Below are 17,235 nucleotides of genomic sequence, written 5' to 3'. Positions count from 1 at the left end.
AACAATGAATATATTGAAATTTATAACGGCCGGTTCTGTAGATGATGGTAAAAGTACCTTGATTGGCCGATTACTATACGATACAAACTCCATTTTGGATGACCAATTGGAAGCTATACAACGTGCCAACCGAAAAAATGACGACGGAACAGTAGACTTGGCCATATTGACTGATGGACTTAAAGCTGAACGCGAACAAGGGATAACAATCGATGTAGCATATAAATATTTTCAGACCGAACACCGAAAATATATTATAGCGGATGCTCCAGGACATATCCAATACACCAGAAACATGGTAACTGGCGCGTCCAATTCGGATCTTATAATCATTTTGGTTGACGCACGTAAAGGTGTAATAGAGCAAACAAAACGCCATTCTTTCATTGCTAAATTATTGGCCATGAAACAAGTTTTGGTTTGCATAAACAAGATGGATATGGTCGATTATAGCGCTTCTATTTTCGAACAGATCAAAGCCGATTATTTAACTTTAGCAACCAATCTCGGACTTAAGGATATTGATTTCATACCAGTTTCAGCCTTAAAAGGAGACAATATTGTCCATAAGTCCGAAAGAATGAGTTGGTATGCAGGCGAATCTTTATTGGATTACCTAGAAAATGTGGAAATTCACGAACAGGAAGCAGCCAGCTGGCGGTTTCCCGTCCAATGGGTTGTAAGACCGCAAACAGATGATTTGCACGATTATAGAGGTTATGCAGGCCGCGTACTAGGAGAGGGCTTAACGGTTGGTGACCAGGTTATTGTTTATCCAGCAGAAACATCTAGTACAATTCACGCCATTGAATTAAACGGACAACAACTTCAACGGGCTGAAAACGGACAATCTGTTATTGTACACCTCAGTGATGATGTTGATATTAGTCGTGGCGATACCATTGCGAGTGTAAAACATCCACCAAAGTTTGAGCGTAATATTCAAGCAAATTTATGTTGGTTCGACAATAAACCTTTGGATACAACACAAGTGTATCTTGTCCAAAGTCACAGTAAATTAACCAAAGTTAAGATCGTAGATGTGTTGTATAAATTTGATATCAATACACAGGAAAAAATATATCACGACCCGATCAAACTAAATGATATTGGTCGAATAACCCTTAAATCTGCTGAGAATCTAGTATTTGATTTACAGCAGGAAAATGCCGCAAATTCTCAAGCCATTGTTATTGATCCACGGACAAATTTAACAGTCGGCGCATTGATGATTCAAGCTGTCGACTAACAAAGACGATTAATCGTAAATATTCAACCTAAATATTTTTTAAGGAACTCAGACAATGTTTGGGTTCCTTTTATATTTGCTGTAGTACAAAAGCAGAGACAATTATTACAACTATTACAACGAACATCTCAGTATTCGGCTTATTATTAAAATCTGTTGATTTAAAAAAATACTATTGAATCAATATAAAAGGAGAGTATTCAAAACAACTATTTAACATAATATAAATTATAAATAACTAATATACAAAAAGGATATAGGCATCCGAGTTAAAACTAAGCTGAAATATTTGCCAAATAATCATAAAAAAGCATTAGATGTTAGATATTTTATAATTATTAGCTCTATTTCAATCTATTTTATCAAAACAGAATCATTTTCGTTTTTCAATAATAAAAATCGAACAAAATACAGTCAATTTATCACTACACACACATTTCACCAATGAATCATCGATTTTAGACAAAAAAAATAAAATATGAAATTTCATTAAAACAGATTAATATTTGTAAATAATTAACAAATATTGGTTTTTCATTAAAAAATACATAAATTAGTGCCAGCCAAAGGGAAATTTTACTAATTAAAACATGTCAAAAAATTTTAACGAGTTCATCTCAATCGTTGAGAAACGCAATCCAAATGAACCAGAATTCTTACAAGCTGTAAAAGAAGTTACCGAGGATTTATTTCCTTATATTACCGAAAACCATCCTGAATTTTTCGACCAAAAGATTCTTGAAAGACTGACTGAACCAGAGCGGATTATATCCTTCCGTGTAACCTGGTTGGATGATAACCATCAGGTACAGGTAAATCGTGGTTATCGTGTTCAAATGAACAGTTCAATCGGTCCATATAAAGGCGGTCTCCGCTTCGCTCCTTCTGTTAATCAAAGTATTTTAAAATTCCTCGCTTTTGAGCAAGTATTTAAAAACAGCTTAACAGGACTGCCAATTGGTGGTGGTAAAGGAGGCTCTGATTTTGACCCTAAAGGTAAATCAGATAATGAAATTATGCGTTTTTGTCAAAGCTTTATGACTGAACTTTATCGTCATATTGGTGCAGATACAGATGTTCCTGCAGGAGATATTGGAGTTGGTGGACGTGAAATAGGTTTCCTATTTGGTCAATTTAAGCGACTTCAAAACAATTTTACAGGTGTTCTAACAGGTAAAGGTGAATTATGGGGTGGATCATATATTCGTCCTGAAGCTACTGGCTATGGGCTTCTATATTTTGTTGACTGTATATTTAAATATCAAGGAAAATCTTTACAAGGTCAAGTAGCGACAGTATCTGGTGCTGGCAACGTAGCCTTTTACGCTGTTGAAAAAGCCGTTCAACTTGGTGCCAAAGTGATTACAGTTTCAAATAGCTTGGGTACACTTTATGATCCTGATGGTTTTGATGCCGAAAAAATGGCATTTGGAGCTACCTTGGGAAGAAACCTCGATCAATACCCTGCACGTTATCCGAATGCCCAGTTCTTACCTGGTCAAAAGCCTTGGCAATTTAAATGTGATATCGCATTGCCATGTGCAACACAAAATGAATTAGAAGAATCGGATGCTAAAGCGCTTGTAGCAAATGGTTGTATCTGCGTAGCTGAGGGTGCCAATATGCCTTCTACTGCAGAAGCTATTAAAGTTTTTCTAGACGCAAAAATCAGTTTTGCACCCGGTAAAGCCGCGAATGCTGGAGGTGTTGCTGTCAGCGGTTTAGAAATGTCTCAAAACTCAATCCGGACACAATGGTGTACAGAAGAAGTTGACAATCGCTTAAAAATTATTATGGAAAGCATTCACGAAACTTGTTTGAAATATGGCCAAGACAGTGGATTCGTTAATTATTTGAAAGGTGCCAATATTGGTGGTTTCATAAAAGTCGCTAACGCGATGAAAGCACAAGGTATCGTATAACACGCCTTTTTCTAATCATATCATAATCCTGAGCGCTCAAATGCATTGCATTTGGGCGTTTTTTTATATTTTTATGCTAATTTTAAAAAACACGAAATTTACATGAGATTAATAGCTGAACTCCCCCATCCCGATTGCAAGATTTCAATTTTTGGTATGAATCAAAAATTCATTATTAAATTTGAGCAAGGAAACTTAGAACAATCCTATAAAATTGCAGAAATGGATATAATTGGCGGTGTAAATGGGGTATTTGATTTACTCGACGAAGAATTTCTAAAGAGTGTGATCAATCAATTCGCTTCGATGCGCCAATCTTTTAACAATGCTTACAGTAGATACGAATAAAAAATCTATGCTGAACTATATCTATTTTGTGGCATTTTGGGCCTGTCAAATTATTTCATCTATCCTATTTAAACTTGGCGGGGTACATCCGAAGTATAAATGGACAACTTTAATTATTGGAAACATTATTCTTTTATCAGCAAGTTGGTTTCTTGTACAGTTATTTAAAAATGTCTCTCAACCCATCGTAATTGCCTTATGTTCTGGCGGTACGTTTTTGACCGTCCAGTTGGCGATGGCGCTATATTTTAAAAGTTCATTGAGCTGGCAGCAAGTACTGGGTATGTTTGTCATTATTTCAGGCATGGTTTTGATTACTTTTGGAGGTAAAGAAACAACCTAAGCTATGCTGAAATTAGTTATAGATGTGTTTATTTGTTATAGTAAAACTCATCTATAACTAATGAACCTGCCAATTGTTGGTTAAAACGATCTAGATCGGTCATTTTGCCAGAAATATCATACATTACCTCCAACTTACCATTGATCTTTTCAATAACACGTCTAGTAGCTTTAATCTTAAAATCCAATGCCAATTGTTCAAACTCATGTAAGTGATAAAACTCATTGGAACTAAATTTCACGTGTAGAGAACGGATTAGGTAATAACGAGCCAGAAGAATTTCTATCCGCTGAAAAAGCGCGAGTATTACCACCATAAAGACAGCAAAGGAAATGGCATAAACCAGTTGCCCCAATCCGGCAAACATTCCAATACCAGCTGTCGCCCAAATAACGGCCGCCGTTGTGAGACCACTGACCGATAGCTTGCCTTTAAAGATCACACCAGCGCCAATAAAGCCTATACCAGTCACAATATTTGCAGCTACGCGATCCGTACTATTTCCAATAAACAAACAGGAGACAATAGTAAACATCGCCGAACCGAAACAAATAAGTACTACCGTTCGAAATCCAGCAGATTTATTCCTATATTCACGTTCAAAACCAATTAAACTGCCACACAGAATTGAAGTGATCGCGTTTAACAAAGGCTCACTAGTCAAAAAGTTAATAATATTCTCCATACTAAACTTTGCAGAAAGATGAAACATGGAGCTCCGAACATTCGCAGCTCCATGCAATATAGGCTATAGATAAGCGTATGTTATACCATCGCCCCCACGATCTTGATGCTCGTCCTCAAAACGGCTTACATGGCTATATTTACGGAGGTAGTCGCGAATAAATTTGCGCAAAATACCATCGCCTTTACCATGAATAATTTTTAAGGATGGGTAACCTATCATGACGGCCCGATCCAGAACACGTTCTAATTCATTCAGTGCGTCTTCTGTGCGCATGCCTCTCAAATCAAGTTCTGGTTTAAAATCAGCAACACTACCAGAAGACAGTGATTTTGACAGGCTTTTTGCGGACTTCTTCCCTTCCCGACCTTCGAGTTTAACGACATTTTTTCGCTTTTGAACAGTACGCAATTCACCCATGGCAAGAATAAGGTTGTTCTTTGCAATTTCGACAATCTGCGCTTCAGCACCATTATCAATAATCTGCACCCAATCCCCAATATTTAATACAGTGGCTTCAGGTGTTTTCTCTTTGACGATTTGCTTTGCTGGTTTTTGCTCTTTGGGGAGAACAGCTTGAAGTGCCTGATCCAAATTGCTGCGCAACTCACGTGTTTTCTCTTTATCCGCTTTTGCAGATTTGATCTGTGCTACGGTATTTTCGATTAACTTATTCGAACTTTTAATAATCTGCTGCGCTTCCTCTTTCGCCTTCTTCAAAATCACGCGCTTATTTTCTTCCAAATAACTTTGCAATTCCAAATACTCCGATTTAATCGACTCCAGTTCCTTCTCGCGCTTATTAATAGCAATTTTTGTATCAAACACCTCTTTCTTCTCTCGTTCAAGATCGATCAATAGTGTATCTACCTTCTTCTGCTGAACACCAATTTTACTTTTAGCAGATTCCAGAATATCCTTACCTAATCCTATTTTCTGCGCGATTTCGAAAGCATAAGAGCTTCCTGGCTTGCCAATTTGAAGGATATACATCGGTTTCATTTCGCGATTGTCAAATAACATTGAAGCATTTTCCAAACCCGTCGTGTTACTAGCAAAAACTTTAAGATTTGAATAGTGTGTTGTCACAACTCCCCTAATTTGCTTTTTGCTAAGTGATTCCAATACAGCCTCAGCAATAGGTCCGCCAAACAAAGGGTCAGTACCTGTTCCAAACTCATCGATCAGTACCAAAGTACGCCCGTTTGCAAATTCCGTGAAATATTTCATCTTGGACAGATGCGCGCTGTAGGTACTTAGATCACTTTCAATGGATTGATCATCGCCTATATCTGCAAATATTTGCTTAAAAACACCGACTTTACTTGTCGGTTCCGCTGGTATTAATAAGCCCGATTGTACCATGATTTGCAACAGACCAACAGTTTTCATACATACAGATTTCCCACCCGCATTCGGCCCTGAGACAACAATAATGCGTTGAATATTATCGATTTGAATGTTCAACGGAACAACAGTATGATGCTGATTCAGCAATAGAAGCGGGTGTCGACCATTGACCAAATTAATCTCGGCCTCCTTCGATAACTCCGGCATTTCCGCCTCAATATCCAAGGCAAAAAGTGCTTTCGCACGCACAAAATCTACTTTGGTCAATAGGCTATGATAGGAAAGCAATAGCGGAATATGTGGTCGGACCTTGTCCGTTAGCTCCACTAAAATACGGATGACCTCACGTCTACGTTCAAACTCTAAATCCCTAATCTTATTATTTAACTGAAATACTTCTTCAGGTTCTATATAAGCTGTTTGTCCTGTAGCTGACTCATCATGAATCAAACCTTTGAGCTTTCTTTTATTTTCCGCAAGAATAGGAATACAGAGCCTTCCATCCCGTATCGTCAGATTCCCGTCCGCTGTCCAGCCACTGTCCTGTGCGCTCTTAAAGATACTATTGATACGTTTAAGTGCCTCCTGTTCCGCTCGTTGAATCTGTTGAGTTATTTCCAACAATAATCGGGAAGCATTATTTTTAAGCTTTCCACGTTCATCAATGATCATTTCAATATCGCGAATAATTCCCTTCTCGATCGGTAAATGTTCAAATAATACCTCTAGATTGGGATAGAGTCCCTCCCGTTCATTAAAATAACGAATAATCGCGTAAACAGTCTTGAGGGATAATAACACCCGAAAGAATTCATCCTCGAATAAAAACGCCCCCTCTACCCGAGCTTTCTCAATAATAGATCGAAGCGGAAAGAAATTTTCAACCGGAAATGCGCCATCATTCATTAGAAGATCCTTAAACTCGCTGGTTTGTCTTAGAAACCGGTCGATTTGGTCAAACCGAGTTTGAGGTTGAATTTTTTCAACCAACTCACGCCCCGACTCGCTTAGGCATTTTTGTTTTATTTTATCTTTTATCTCGGAAAACCCGAGTTTATCAATTGCATTTATTGGATATACCATAGAAATTATATTCTTTGATGGTTAAAGTTTCGTCGGCGGCTTGATATGCTGCGGCGGCGTAAGAATTGGTCTTTTTTCCAATTCATTTGTTGGTAATTGTGGCTCCACACGCTTTTGTGTCACAACAGTATCCTTGACTGAAGTACCAGGTGTTTTCAGTTGGGAAACCGTATCTTTCTGTGGAGAAGGTGATTCAATTGGTAAATTTGAATTACCGACCGACAATTGGTTCATGAGATAGCCGTTCAAGTTTATACCGGTCTTTGTTTGAAAGTTTGTATTAAACAAGGAAGAAGCTTCTCTAAAGTTGAATTTCGTCTTATTCGGCAGATAATGGATAAGGGCTGCAATTCGTTCCTGATAAGCCTGCTGTGCACGCATAACACGATTGGTACTATCTTGAATACGCATATTTTGGATTGAATCGCGCGTTCGAATTGAATCTTGTTTTTTCCGTTCTAAATCTGCATAAATCTTATTTTCCCTCGTTAAATTATCCTCCACTTTTTTATAAATCGCAGACATCACTTCAGCATCCTTACCATAATAGTCTAAGTTCTTTCGAAAAGAAACCGAATCCAATCCATATTTATCAAAGGTCACTTGATACAAAGGCAACATCACTTTACGTGCACTATCAATGGGTAAAATATTAAGATAAGAGTCTGTCAGCTGAATTTCTGTCAAGGCATCCACAAACTTACTTTGAGAGATAATATCTTTCCCCCCAGTTCCGACACAAGAACCAAATAAAAAAATCACTGCAAGTAGATTCAGTATTAATCGTAGCATTTCGTAGTTTTGTACAAATTTACAAAAAGCACCGACATTTGGCACTTTTTACATCATCAAAACTATATCGGAAATGAGTATTGCTAGTAATTTAGAAACGTTAAGATTGGAAACCGAGGCTGTTGGGGTACAACTTGTAGCAGTTTCAAAAACAAAATCCAATTCGGACATTATGGAAGCCTATGAGGCAGGACAACGTATCTTTGGTGAAAATCATGTTCAAGAATTAGTTGAAAAAGCAGAGCTTTTACCCAAAGATATTCAGTGGCATATGATTGGCCACCTTCAAACAAATAAGGTTAAATATATTACACCATTCATCAGCTTAATTGCGTCAGTTGATTCATTAAAATTATTAAAAGAGATTAACAAACATGCTCAGAAAGCGAAGCGTACAATCGACTGTTTGTTGCAAGTATATATTGCAGAAGAAGAAACAAAATTTGGTTTCGACCATGCTGAGCTAGTGGAGCTTCTTCGCGACGACGAGTTTCTTGAATTAAAAAATATTCGAATTTGCGGCTTAATGGGCATAGCATCCAATACGGATAAAGAAAAAGTCATTAAAGCTGAATTCTATGAGTTAAAAATGTTATTCGATGGAATTAAAGCAAGTTTTTACCGGAAGGAAGCGTACTTCAATATTCTCTCCATGGGGATGTCTTCAGACTATAAGCTGGCGATTGAAGAAGGTTCAACAATGGTACGCATCGGAAGCACAATATTTGGTAAAAGAGTAATTAAGCACTTCAAAAACAATGATTAAAGCAACCATACGAGAGGCTATCGACAATGATTGCCCACAAATGCTCGAGCTGATTAAAGAATTGGCTATTTTTGAAAAAGCACCAGACGAAGTCACAGTATCAATTGAAGAATTTAAAGATGCTGGCTTTGGAAAGAATCCCGTATGGGGCGCATTCGTTGCTGAAGTGGATGGCGAAATTGTCGGAATTTCATTATATTATGTCCGATATTCAACGTGGAAAGGCAGAAGACTCTATTTGGAGGATCTGATTGTCACCGAAAGAATGCGAGGTCTGGGGATAGGAAAACTGCTTTTTGATAAAACTTTAGCTTACGGCAAACAGTGTGGATTCCATGGCATGGTATGGCAAGTCCTCGATTGGAATAAGCCCGCTATACAGTTTTATGAAAAATATAAAGCAAACTTTGATGCCGAATGGATCAATGTGTCAATCACTTATTAAATAACGGAGATAATCTATTCAATGCGATTTTACTTTTCTTTAATAGTTTTAGTTATCAGCTGTTTGCTGTCTGCTTGCAATGACCACAAAAAGGCCGCTATAGTGACACAGCCCACAGACACACTCTCCTATAGTCAAAAAAGCATAGATGAGCATAGCAATTATTTTCTTAGAGAAGATGATCGATTGGATACAACGTATTTTCGCGCAAGATACCCTGTTTTTCAGGAAGATAAAATTAATGAACTTATCACCAATATTGTTCATCTCGAAGGCGACACAAGTATGCAGGAGGCCGCCCATCGATTTATTAATTCTTACAATGAATATGTGGAGGATAATAACGGCAAATCCACTGCAACCTGGAACCGGGATCTACAGGTCGATGTGATCGCCAATACTCCTGTGTTTCTGGGACTAAGAACAAAGCAGGACGAATACACGGGCGGTGCACATGGTGATCACTTCACCCTTTATTCAAACTTCGATAGACAGTCAAACAAACAGATTATGATTGATGACATTATTCAAAAAGAGAATAAAGATAAATTTGTCAAAATCGCTGAGCAATATTTCCGCAAACAAGAAGGCTTAAGTACGGACGATTCTTTAAGTGGAAAGTATTTTTTTGAAGATGGTAGGTTTTCGCTCGCAGATAATTTTACGTTTGAAAAGGACGATATTCTATTTTATTATAACGTGTATGAGATCAAATCCTATGCAGAGGGAAATACAGAATTACGTATTCCCTACACGACATTCAAACATCTGATTTCTGACAAAGGATTACATTATATCAATAGTATCAATTAGCAATCAACTAAACTAATAAATAAATGCAGGTTTTTAAATTTGGGGGCGCATCAGTAAAGGATGCAGAAAGTGTCAGAAATTCAGCGCGGATTATTTCAAAATACAAGGGCGAAGCCTTGTTAGTTGTCATATCAGCGATGGGAAAGACAACAAACCTTCTAGAAAAATTGACCAAAGAATATTTTAACAATACTGGCAATCAATTTCAGACATTGGAAGAGGCCAAAGAATTTCACTTTCATATTCTTCGAGAATTATTTCCTGACGCTGAACACCCTATATTTGATGAGATTTCTAACTGCTTTGTGGAGATCGAATGGATTTTAGAGGAGGAACCTCAAGATTCATATGACTATCTTTTCGATCAAATTGTATCGATGGGTGAACTTATCTCGACGAAGATTGTGGCAGCTTATGTTTCTTTTATTGGTGAAAAGGTAAAGTGGCTCGATGCGCGTGATTATATATTCACAGACAATACGTATCGCGAAGCAGTTGTAGACTGGAATAAAACTGAAGAAAAAATTCGTACGGAGCTGCCTGCAATACTTGACGAATATATCGTGATTACGCAAGGTTTTTTGGGCTCTACCTCTGAAAATTTCACAACTACTTTGGGTCGTGAAGGCTCCGACTATTCGGCGGCGATCTTTGCTTCCTGCCTAAATGCTGAAAATGTAACGATTTGGAAGGATGTTCCTGGTGTACTTAATGCCGATCCAAAATGGTTTGAGAAAACCGAGCTAATTCCCGAGTTATCCTATACGGATGCCATCGAACTCACTTATTATGGTGCCACGGTCATTCACCCTAAAACCATCAAACCATTACAGAATAAGAAAATCGCATTGAACGTACGTTCCTTTGTCGACCCCGATTCTCCGGGTACTATGATAAAAAGTACGAATCAAACATTACCTGTCCCTTCTTTCATATTCAAGGTAAATCAAATTTTTATTTCAATCTCTCCAAGGGACTTTTCTTTTATCGTGGAAGATAATTTAAGAGATATCTTTAATCTATTCTACGAGCATCGTATCAAAATCAATATGATGCACAACACAGCTATCAATTTCACCGTTGCAGTAGATGATACAGGAAAAAATCTGGTGGACTTAATCAATGAGCTGGAGCAAAGGTTCAAAGTCAAATATGAATCCGGACTCGAACTTATTACAATTCGTTATTACAATCAAGAAACAATTGATCGCGTTTTGGTTGATAAGCAAGTTATTAGTGAATTAAAGGATACATATACCTGTCAGCTTCTCGTAAAGAAAATATAAATGAATACATTGATCCTTCAAGAGGAGATTCAACGGTTTTTAGACAGAAACGCACTTGAGTCACCTACTAAAATTGCATTAAAAAAATCTCCTTTTGAAGGAATATTGTCTTCCGAGCTTGCCGCACAACTTGACGGAAGACAACGGGCTAGCGCAAAAATTCCCTTATGGGCGGAAACGCCAGGGATCTATTTTCCTGCTAAGCTTAACTTGGAGCAATGTTCTTCGGAAACAACGGCAGTATTCAAAAGTTCACTAATTAAAAAAGGTACACGCTTGATTGATGCCACCAGTGGCTTTGGGGTAGATAGCTTTTACTTCTCAAAACAGGCTGCACAGGTTACGTCTTGCGAACTAAATCCTGATTTGGCAGCGATCACAAAACATAATGCCGCTGTATTGAAAGCAGATAACCTTCAGATCATTGCCGCTAACGGTGTCGATTACATTCTCAATGATCCAATCAAACAATTTGATTACATCTATTTAGATCCTTCGAGAAGAGTTCAAAACAAAAAGGTCTTTTTATTGGATGAATGTGAACCTAATTTAGTGCAATTGCAGGATGACTTTTTTCAGCGCAGCAACACCATCATCAGCAAACTTGCACCACTATTGGATATCTCTTCTGCCATACAACAGCTGAGACATGTGAAAGATGTTTATGTGGTATCCTCACAAAATGACTGCAAAGAGCTTATTTTCGTGCAAGAAAAAAATCATGAAGGTGACGCCGTCGTTCATGCCGTCAGATTATATCACGGACAGCAACAAGTTATCTCCTTCACCTATGAAAGTGAGCGCGCTCTCGTAAATGAATATAGCGAACCACTATCCTATTTATATGAACCAGATGTTGCTCTCTCCAAAGCTGGCGCCTTTAAAACGGTTGGCCAATTATTTGACATTAAAAAACTTCATAAAAACACGCATCTCTACACTTCCGATCAAAAGATCGAAAACTTTCCTGGTAAAACATTTATCGTAAAACAGGTAGAATCCTTTTCTGATTTCAAGAAAAACAAGAAATCATTGCAATCAGGGATCATTGCTAAAAATTTCCCGCTCAAAACAGAAGAGATTAAAAAGAAATTTAAAATCAGGGATGCTGGGGACTCCTTTTCTTTTTTTACGACAACCCTAAATGATCAATTTAGTGTCATACATACACAACGAATGCTAGAATAGACATTTTCATTACAATTGTCGAAAATCTTCTCCGTAATTTTAATGTATGGATAAAATAGCATTATCAGCATTGGATTTGGCTCCGATCAAAAAAGGGGAGCATACAGCGAGCGCATTGGCTCGTACCGTTAAGATTGCCCGGCATGTAGAAAAATTAGATTTTAAAAGAATATGGGTGGCCGAACATCATAATATGGAATATATTGCCAGTTCAGCAACTTCACTCCTAATACAACATATCGCATCAAATACCAGTTCTATTCGCGTGGGTTCTGGTGGGATTATGTTACCTAATCATGCTCCTTTAGTCATTGCAGAGCAATTTGGAACCTTAGAAACCTTATTTCCAGGGCGTATTGACCTCGGTTTAGGACGTGCCCCAGGTACAGATCAATTGACCGCAATGGCTTTACGTAGAAACAACTTGAATACAGCCTTTCAATTTCCTCAAGAGGTGAAAGACTTACAGCGGTACTTCAGTGCAGACAACTATGACGCAAAAGTACGTGCATTTCCAGGAGAAGGACTGGATATCCCACTTTATATCCTCGGGTCAAGTACCGATAGTGCCTATTTAGCCGCTAGTCTAGGTCTTCCCTATGCTTTTGCAACGCATTTTGCTCCCGCTCAGTTTGCCTCAGCAAGCATGATCTATCATCAAAATTTTGTTCCTTCTGATGCTTTGGAAAAGCCATATTTCATTTCTTGTGTAAATGTTATTGCTGCCGATAGTACCGAAGAAGCCAATTTTTTGGCCACAAGCTTCTATAATCTATTCGCTGGTATTGTGACAAATACCAGAAGGCCACTTTCAGAACCTACTCAGGAAGTTATCTATAAAGGCATTCCGGCCATAGAGCAGGCCGTGCAAAGTATGGCTTCCTGTGCATTTATTGGCGATGGCACTAAAATTCTTCCAGAAATAGAAAAATTCGTAAACGATCACAAAGTGGACGAGATCATGGCTACTTCTTATATCTTTGATGATGAAAAGTGTCTCCATTCGTTATCATTGTTGAAAGAAATACTCGCTTAAGGATCCAAGCTACTTTATATACGTGAATTTTATATATTTAAACAAAATTCACCGTATATGAATATTTCCATTAACATGAGCCTGATCCTGGGATTATTTTTCCTGCAGGCATGTACAAACTCCTCTACAAAACAACATAGAAATTTACCTGATACAGCAAACACTTCGGATAGTTTAGCCGTATCAACTAGCGATAGCACTACATCGTTCGTTTCTCCTGAAAGCGATTCTTCACAAGGACAGATTTTTCTTGTGCGCAGCTATCGTATATGGGAAAAGAACGATCCTACAACAGTATTAAACAAAGAATGGTATGATCTCTATGAAGAGAATGGTCAATATTATCTAGGTAAAGCCGATTTTGAGGTCAAGGACGGTTTTGACGATTGCGCACAAGTAGCGACTAAAAGCGTTGAATCACGAAGAAATTCATTGTTATTCTTGAAACTCAAGGGGCTTAAAGCTGGTGCTGTGGAACATGTTAAAATAAGTCACTCCGAAGTATGGCCAAAAGAATCCGTTGCATATTCTTTCAATAACCAAACGATCGAGCTTAAGGGCTCGGGAACTATCAAGTCCACAGAAGTACAAACAGATGAAAAAGGGCACGAAAAGGTGTTTCATGAGGTTACCAATTACAAGCTGCTCTATATTCCAAATAATCGAAATAAAGAGAAAATACTTTTTCAGGTTGACCAATATGACCACGTATTTATGTCGACTCTATTCGTTGGGGATATCGACCGAGATGGTGCATTAGATTTTATTTTTTCCAATCCAAAAAATTATGAGGAAGAAGCTATGCTACTGTTTCTGTCCAATAACGGCAACCCATTGATGTTTGAAGCAGAAGAACAATTTGACTGTTAATTGAACCTGAAATGGGAAAAATGAGCTACTACCTGCATCGGATGCAATCCATACATAGGGCACTGATTTCGGTCTTTTTCTTTCTGTTGATCTACCTGCTCTCGCCGATCAAAAGCCTTCCGCTGCTTAATTTGATGTTATGCTGGTTTGGATTTTGTGTATCCTATATTTCTATATCCTGGTACACATTCTACACAATGCCGATTGCTTCCATTGCCAGGAAAGCACAGCAAGAGGATGGTAGCCGTCTCTTCGTGTCGTTATTTATCATCTTAGTGACCATAGGCTGTTTTGTTTCGGTATTGATGATTATTATATCAAGTAAGGATAAACAGTTAAATGACGCGTATATTATCATTATTTGCATATTAGCCATGCTGTCCTCCTGGGGATTGGTCCATACCATATATACCTTTCATTACGCCCGATTATACTATGAAAATAAAGCTGCCGGAACTGGACTGGAATTTCCGGGAGACGACAAGCCCGACTATTTGGATTTTGCTTATTTTTCATTTGTGATGGGCTGTACCTTTCAAGTATCTGATGTGGGAATCTCGTCAAAAAAAATAAGAAGAGTAGCATTATTTCACGGCCTCCTCTCCTTTGCGTTAAATACCTTTGTCGTTGCATTGACTATTAACATCATTTCTGGTTTGATCAATTGAGATTTTGGCCAAAAAAGCTTATTTTAGCACAAAAAATTACACACATGAAGTTGTTTAAGCCTTTAGTCGCGTCCGTTTTATTCGTTATCATATTTATCTCGTGTAAAAAAAATGAAAATACAGGCGGTGCTTCTGCAGGCGCTTCCGGCAGCTTTATCGGTCGTGTTAAATACCAAGGAAATTCAATTGAAGTGGACCGCGATAATCGCTTGATACGCGTGCTGCCTGATGGTACAGACACCTATAAAATTGAATTTTTCACGGGCATTCCAAATATCACAGGAGTTAGATTTAATAAAACCAATGATAGCACTTGGGTCTCCACTGATACAACACTCTTAAAAAACGTAACAATCGAAGGAAAGCTGCTGAGAATTAACTATCAATCCAATAGCCAATCTTGGAATGTAGATAACGCAGTACGTAAATAATAATCAATCTAAATTGTCATATTAACTTCATTTTCTGTTTGAAAATTATCGCTTTCTCCCTATATTTAGGTAAGCATAAAGGAAAAGAGAAATGAAAAAAATAAATAAATTAGGTGCAATTGCATCGGTGTTTGCTATCGCCCTTGCTTTGAGTGCATTTAGCTTCCAACAGGAAAAACCTAAAGAAGAACCAAAACCAACCAATCTAAAAGTTCTTCCCAAGAATATCTCCCACGATGAATTGATTTCCACCATGAAGGAATTTAATGTCGCTTTGGGCGTAAAATGTGGTTTCTGTCACGCACCATCGAAAGAGGATCCTAAAAAAATGGATTTTGCAAGTGACGATAACCACAAAAAAGAAATTGGACGAGCGATGATTAAGATGACCCAAAAGATAAACAAAAAGTATTTTAATCGTAGCTGGGATAGCTCGCCTGCCAAAGCTATTTCCTGTAAAACCTGTCACGGCGGAAAAGAAGAACCAGAAATGGTCTTGGCAAAAAACTAATCAAACCACATATTCATGTAACACCATAATACGCTGTATTGTGGTGTTTTTTATTTCTAATACATTTTAATGGAGAAAGCTGAAAAGCAGAAGAATAAGGCCATTAGTTTTGGAAATGAATAAGGAACCACGCAAAACTACCTTAAACTAAGTCTAAAAAGCAGTAAGTAAGTAAGTAAGTAAGTAAGTAAGTAAATAAAAAAAGCTTCTCGATTGAGAAGCTTTAGTACCCGGAGCCGGAGTCGAACCGGCACGGTTTCCCACTGGTGTTTGAGACCAGCGCGTCTACCAATTCCGCCATCCGGGCATATCCGTTTGGGATGATGCAAAAGTAAGCAAAGTTTTTATTATTCCAAATCACCATAACGTGCATTTTTAAAACTCACTGAAAATGAATGAGAAAATTTTAAAAAAACTTTTCAATGCTCTATCAATTGATTGAAAATGGCCTTTTTTACGTAATTTTAATCAGGAAACAATCAAATGATCATGGAAAAAGTAAAACTCGGAAACAGTGAAATTGAATTCAAACCTCTTGTCTTTGGTGGAAATGTATTTGGCTGGACCGTCGATGAGAAACAGTCTTTCGCCCTGTTAGATGCATTTATCGATATGGGATTCAGTCTTATTGATACATCCAACAACTATTCACATTGGGTCCCGGGTCACAGTGGGTCCGAATCAGAAACAATCATTGGCAAATGGATCAGCAAAAGAGATATTCGCGATAAAATTCAGATTGCAACAAAAGTCGGCGGACGCCGAATTGACAATAGTAAACCTAATCTTAAAAAAGAGTATATTATTAAATCTGTGGAAGATTCACTCCTGCGATTGAACGTAGACACAATCGATCTTTACCAATCTCATCATGATGATCTGACAACTGGAATCGATGAAACACTGGAGGCTTATCATCACCTGATCCAGACTGGAAAAATAAAATGGATCGGCGCTTCAAACCTAAGTCCAGAACGTATTTCAGAATCCCTCCAAATAGCCGAAGACCACAATTTGCCATATTATATCGCTATCCAGCCTGAATATAACCTTTACGACCGTATGAAATACGAAGAGCAGTATGAACAATTAGCCATTGATAATCATTTGGGCGTAATCAGTTACTATTCACTTGCCAGTGGCTTCCTATCGGGCAAATACCGATCTATTGAAGACATCAAAGAGACTAAGCGTTACGATGCATTAAAAGACAGATTTAACGCGCGTGGCCTGCGCATTTTAGATGTGTTGGCTGAGATAGCACATACACAACAAGCTAGTATGTCAGCTATTGCCTTAGCCTGGAGTTTACACAGGCCTTCAGTTACGGCGCCTATTGTAAGTGCAACCAGTATCCAACAGCTCGAGGAACTCAGTAGAGCTGTAGAAATCAAGTTGACACCGGAAGAATGTTTTCTTTTGGATAAAGCAAGCTCTTACTAGACTAGC

General features: G+C 38.0%; 18 protein-coding genes and 1 tRNA gene. 15 read left to right on the top strand and 4 right to left on the bottom strand.

The annotated features are described in order from the left end of the window. Positions 1 to 4 precede the first annotated feature (4 nt). The 4 genes from BV902_RS14860 to BV902_RS14845 all read left to right on the top strand — a co-directional run bounded on the left by BV902_RS14860 (position 5) and on the right by BV902_RS14845 (position 3,862). Complete coding sequence (locus BV902_RS14860) at positions 5 to 1,249, top strand: sulfate adenylyltransferase subunit 1 (RefSeq protein ID WP_083663627.1); 1,245 nt, start codon at positions 5 to 7, stop codon at positions 1,247 to 1,249. A gap of 590 nt (positions 1,250 to 1,839) precedes the next feature. Then, positions 1,840 to 3,171, top strand: a complete 1,332-nt coding sequence (gdhA, locus tag BV902_RS14855) for an NADP-specific glutamate dehydrogenase (RefSeq protein ID WP_075992613.1) — start codon at positions 1,840 to 1,842, stop codon at positions 3,169 to 3,171. 102 nt (positions 3,172 to 3,273) lie between these two features. After that, a complete protein-coding gene (locus BV902_RS14850; RefSeq protein ID WP_075992612.1) occupies positions 3,274 to 3,519 on the top strand; it encodes a hypothetical protein in 246 nt (81 codons plus the stop codon). Further along, the gene (locus tag BV902_RS14845; RefSeq protein ID WP_237241648.1) at positions 3,497 to 3,862 is read left to right on the top strand and encodes a hypothetical protein; all 366 of its coding nucleotides are present in this window, start codon (positions 3,497 to 3,499) and stop codon (positions 3,860 to 3,862) included. Before BV902_RS14850 ends, BV902_RS14845 begins: the two co-directional genes overlap by 23 nt. Positions 3,863 to 3,890: 28 nt before the next feature. Here BV902_RS14845 and BV902_RS14840 read toward each other — a convergent pair whose 3' ends face one another. From BV902_RS14840 to BV902_RS14830, 3 genes are all read right to left on the bottom strand, one after another. Beyond that, positions 3,891 to 4,547, bottom strand: a complete 657-nt coding sequence (locus BV902_RS14840) for an MgtC/SapB family protein (protein WP_075994794.1) — start codon at positions 4,545 to 4,547, stop codon at positions 3,891 to 3,893. Positions 4,548 to 4,610: 63 nt separating this feature from the next. Beyond that, positions 4,611 to 6,980 (bottom strand): endonuclease MutS2, encoded by a 2,370-nt coding sequence (locus BV902_RS14835; protein ID WP_075992611.1) that lies wholly within the window; start codon positions 6,978 to 6,980, stop codon positions 4,611 to 4,613. 21 nt (positions 6,981 to 7,001) lie between these two features. Further along, positions 7,002 to 7,772 carry a DUF4296 domain-containing protein gene (locus BV902_RS14830; RefSeq protein WP_075992610.1) on the bottom strand — a complete coding sequence of 257 codons (771 nt, stop codon included), beginning with the start codon at positions 7,770 to 7,772 and terminating at the stop codon, positions 7,002 to 7,004. Positions 7,773 to 7,845: 73 nt separating this feature from the next. Here BV902_RS14830 and BV902_RS14825 point away from each other — a divergent pair, with 73 nt between their 5' ends. The 10 genes from BV902_RS14825 (at position 7,846) to BV902_RS14780 (ending at position 15,786) form a co-directional block, all read left to right on the top strand. Next, on the top strand, positions 7,846 to 8,538 hold the full coding sequence (locus tag BV902_RS14825; RefSeq protein ID WP_075992609.1) for a YggS family pyridoxal phosphate-dependent enzyme: 693 nt from the start codon (positions 7,846 to 7,848) through the stop codon (positions 8,536 to 8,538). After that, positions 8,531 to 8,983: a GNAT family N-acetyltransferase gene (locus BV902_RS14820; RefSeq protein WP_075992608.1), complete on the top strand. Its 453-nt coding sequence runs from the start codon at positions 8,531 to 8,533 to the stop codon at positions 8,981 to 8,983. Before BV902_RS14825 ends, BV902_RS14820 begins: the two co-directional genes overlap by 8 nt. 102 nt (positions 8,984 to 9,085) lie before the next feature. Continuing rightward, positions 9,086 to 9,796 carry a DUF3298 and DUF4163 domain-containing protein gene (locus BV902_RS14815; protein ID WP_172840689.1) on the top strand — a complete coding sequence of 237 codons (711 nt, stop codon included), beginning with the start codon at positions 9,086 to 9,088 and terminating at the stop codon, positions 9,794 to 9,796. Between the two features lie 23 nt (positions 9,797 to 9,819). After that, positions 9,820 to 11,082 carry an aspartate kinase gene (locus BV902_RS14810; RefSeq protein WP_075992606.1) on the top strand — a complete coding sequence of 421 codons (1,263 nt, stop codon included), beginning with the start codon at positions 9,820 to 9,822 and terminating at the stop codon, positions 11,080 to 11,082. After that, positions 11,083 to 12,270: a THUMP-like domain-containing protein gene (locus tag BV902_RS14805; protein ID WP_075992605.1), complete on the top strand. Its 1,188-nt coding sequence runs from the start codon at positions 11,083 to 11,085 to the stop codon at positions 12,268 to 12,270. Positions 12,271 to 12,316: 46 nt separating this feature from the next. Beyond that, on the top strand, positions 12,317 to 13,306 hold the full coding sequence (locus tag BV902_RS14800) for an LLM class flavin-dependent oxidoreductase (protein ID WP_075992604.1): 990 nt from the start codon (positions 12,317 to 12,319) through the stop codon (positions 13,304 to 13,306). A gap of 57 nt (positions 13,307 to 13,363) precedes the next feature. After that, positions 13,364 to 14,176: a hypothetical protein gene (locus tag BV902_RS14795; protein WP_075992603.1), complete on the top strand. Its 813-nt coding sequence runs from the start codon at positions 13,364 to 13,366 to the stop codon at positions 14,174 to 14,176. A gap of 11 nt (positions 14,177 to 14,187) precedes the next feature. Next, positions 14,188 to 14,844: a DUF1345 domain-containing protein gene (locus tag BV902_RS14790; RefSeq protein WP_075992602.1), complete on the top strand. Its 657-nt coding sequence runs from the start codon at positions 14,188 to 14,190 to the stop codon at positions 14,842 to 14,844. Between the two features lie 44 nt (positions 14,845 to 14,888). Beyond that, on the top strand, positions 14,889 to 15,275 hold the full coding sequence (locus BV902_RS14785) for a hypothetical protein (RefSeq protein WP_075992601.1): 387 nt from the start codon (positions 14,889 to 14,891) through the stop codon (positions 15,273 to 15,275). Between the two features lie 91 nt (positions 15,276 to 15,366). Then, positions 15,367 to 15,786 carry a c-type cytochrome gene (locus tag BV902_RS14780; protein WP_075992600.1) on the top strand — a complete coding sequence of 140 codons (420 nt, stop codon included), beginning with the start codon at positions 15,367 to 15,369 and terminating at the stop codon, positions 15,784 to 15,786. Positions 15,787 to 16,013: 227 nt separating this feature from the next. Here BV902_RS14780 and BV902_RS14775 read toward each other — a convergent pair. After that, positions 16,014 to 16,093: transfer RNA gene (locus BV902_RS14775), tRNA-Leu, on the bottom strand. Between the two features lie 182 nt (positions 16,094 to 16,275). On the opposite strand from BV902_RS14775, the gene BV902_RS14770 reads away from it, so the two are divergent. After that, positions 16,276 to 17,229, top strand: a complete 954-nt coding sequence (locus BV902_RS14770; RefSeq protein ID WP_075994793.1) for an aldo/keto reductase — start codon at positions 16,276 to 16,278, stop codon at positions 17,227 to 17,229. The last annotated feature ends 6 nt before the right edge of the window (positions 17,230 to 17,235 follow it).

Origin of the sequence: Sphingobacterium sp. B29, assembly GCF_001952815.1 — a bacterium.
Lineage (GTDB): Bacteria > Bacteroidota > Bacteroidia > Sphingobacteriales > Sphingobacteriaceae > Sphingobacterium > Sphingobacterium siyangense.
This window is presented reverse-complemented; position numbering and strand designations above follow the sequence as displayed.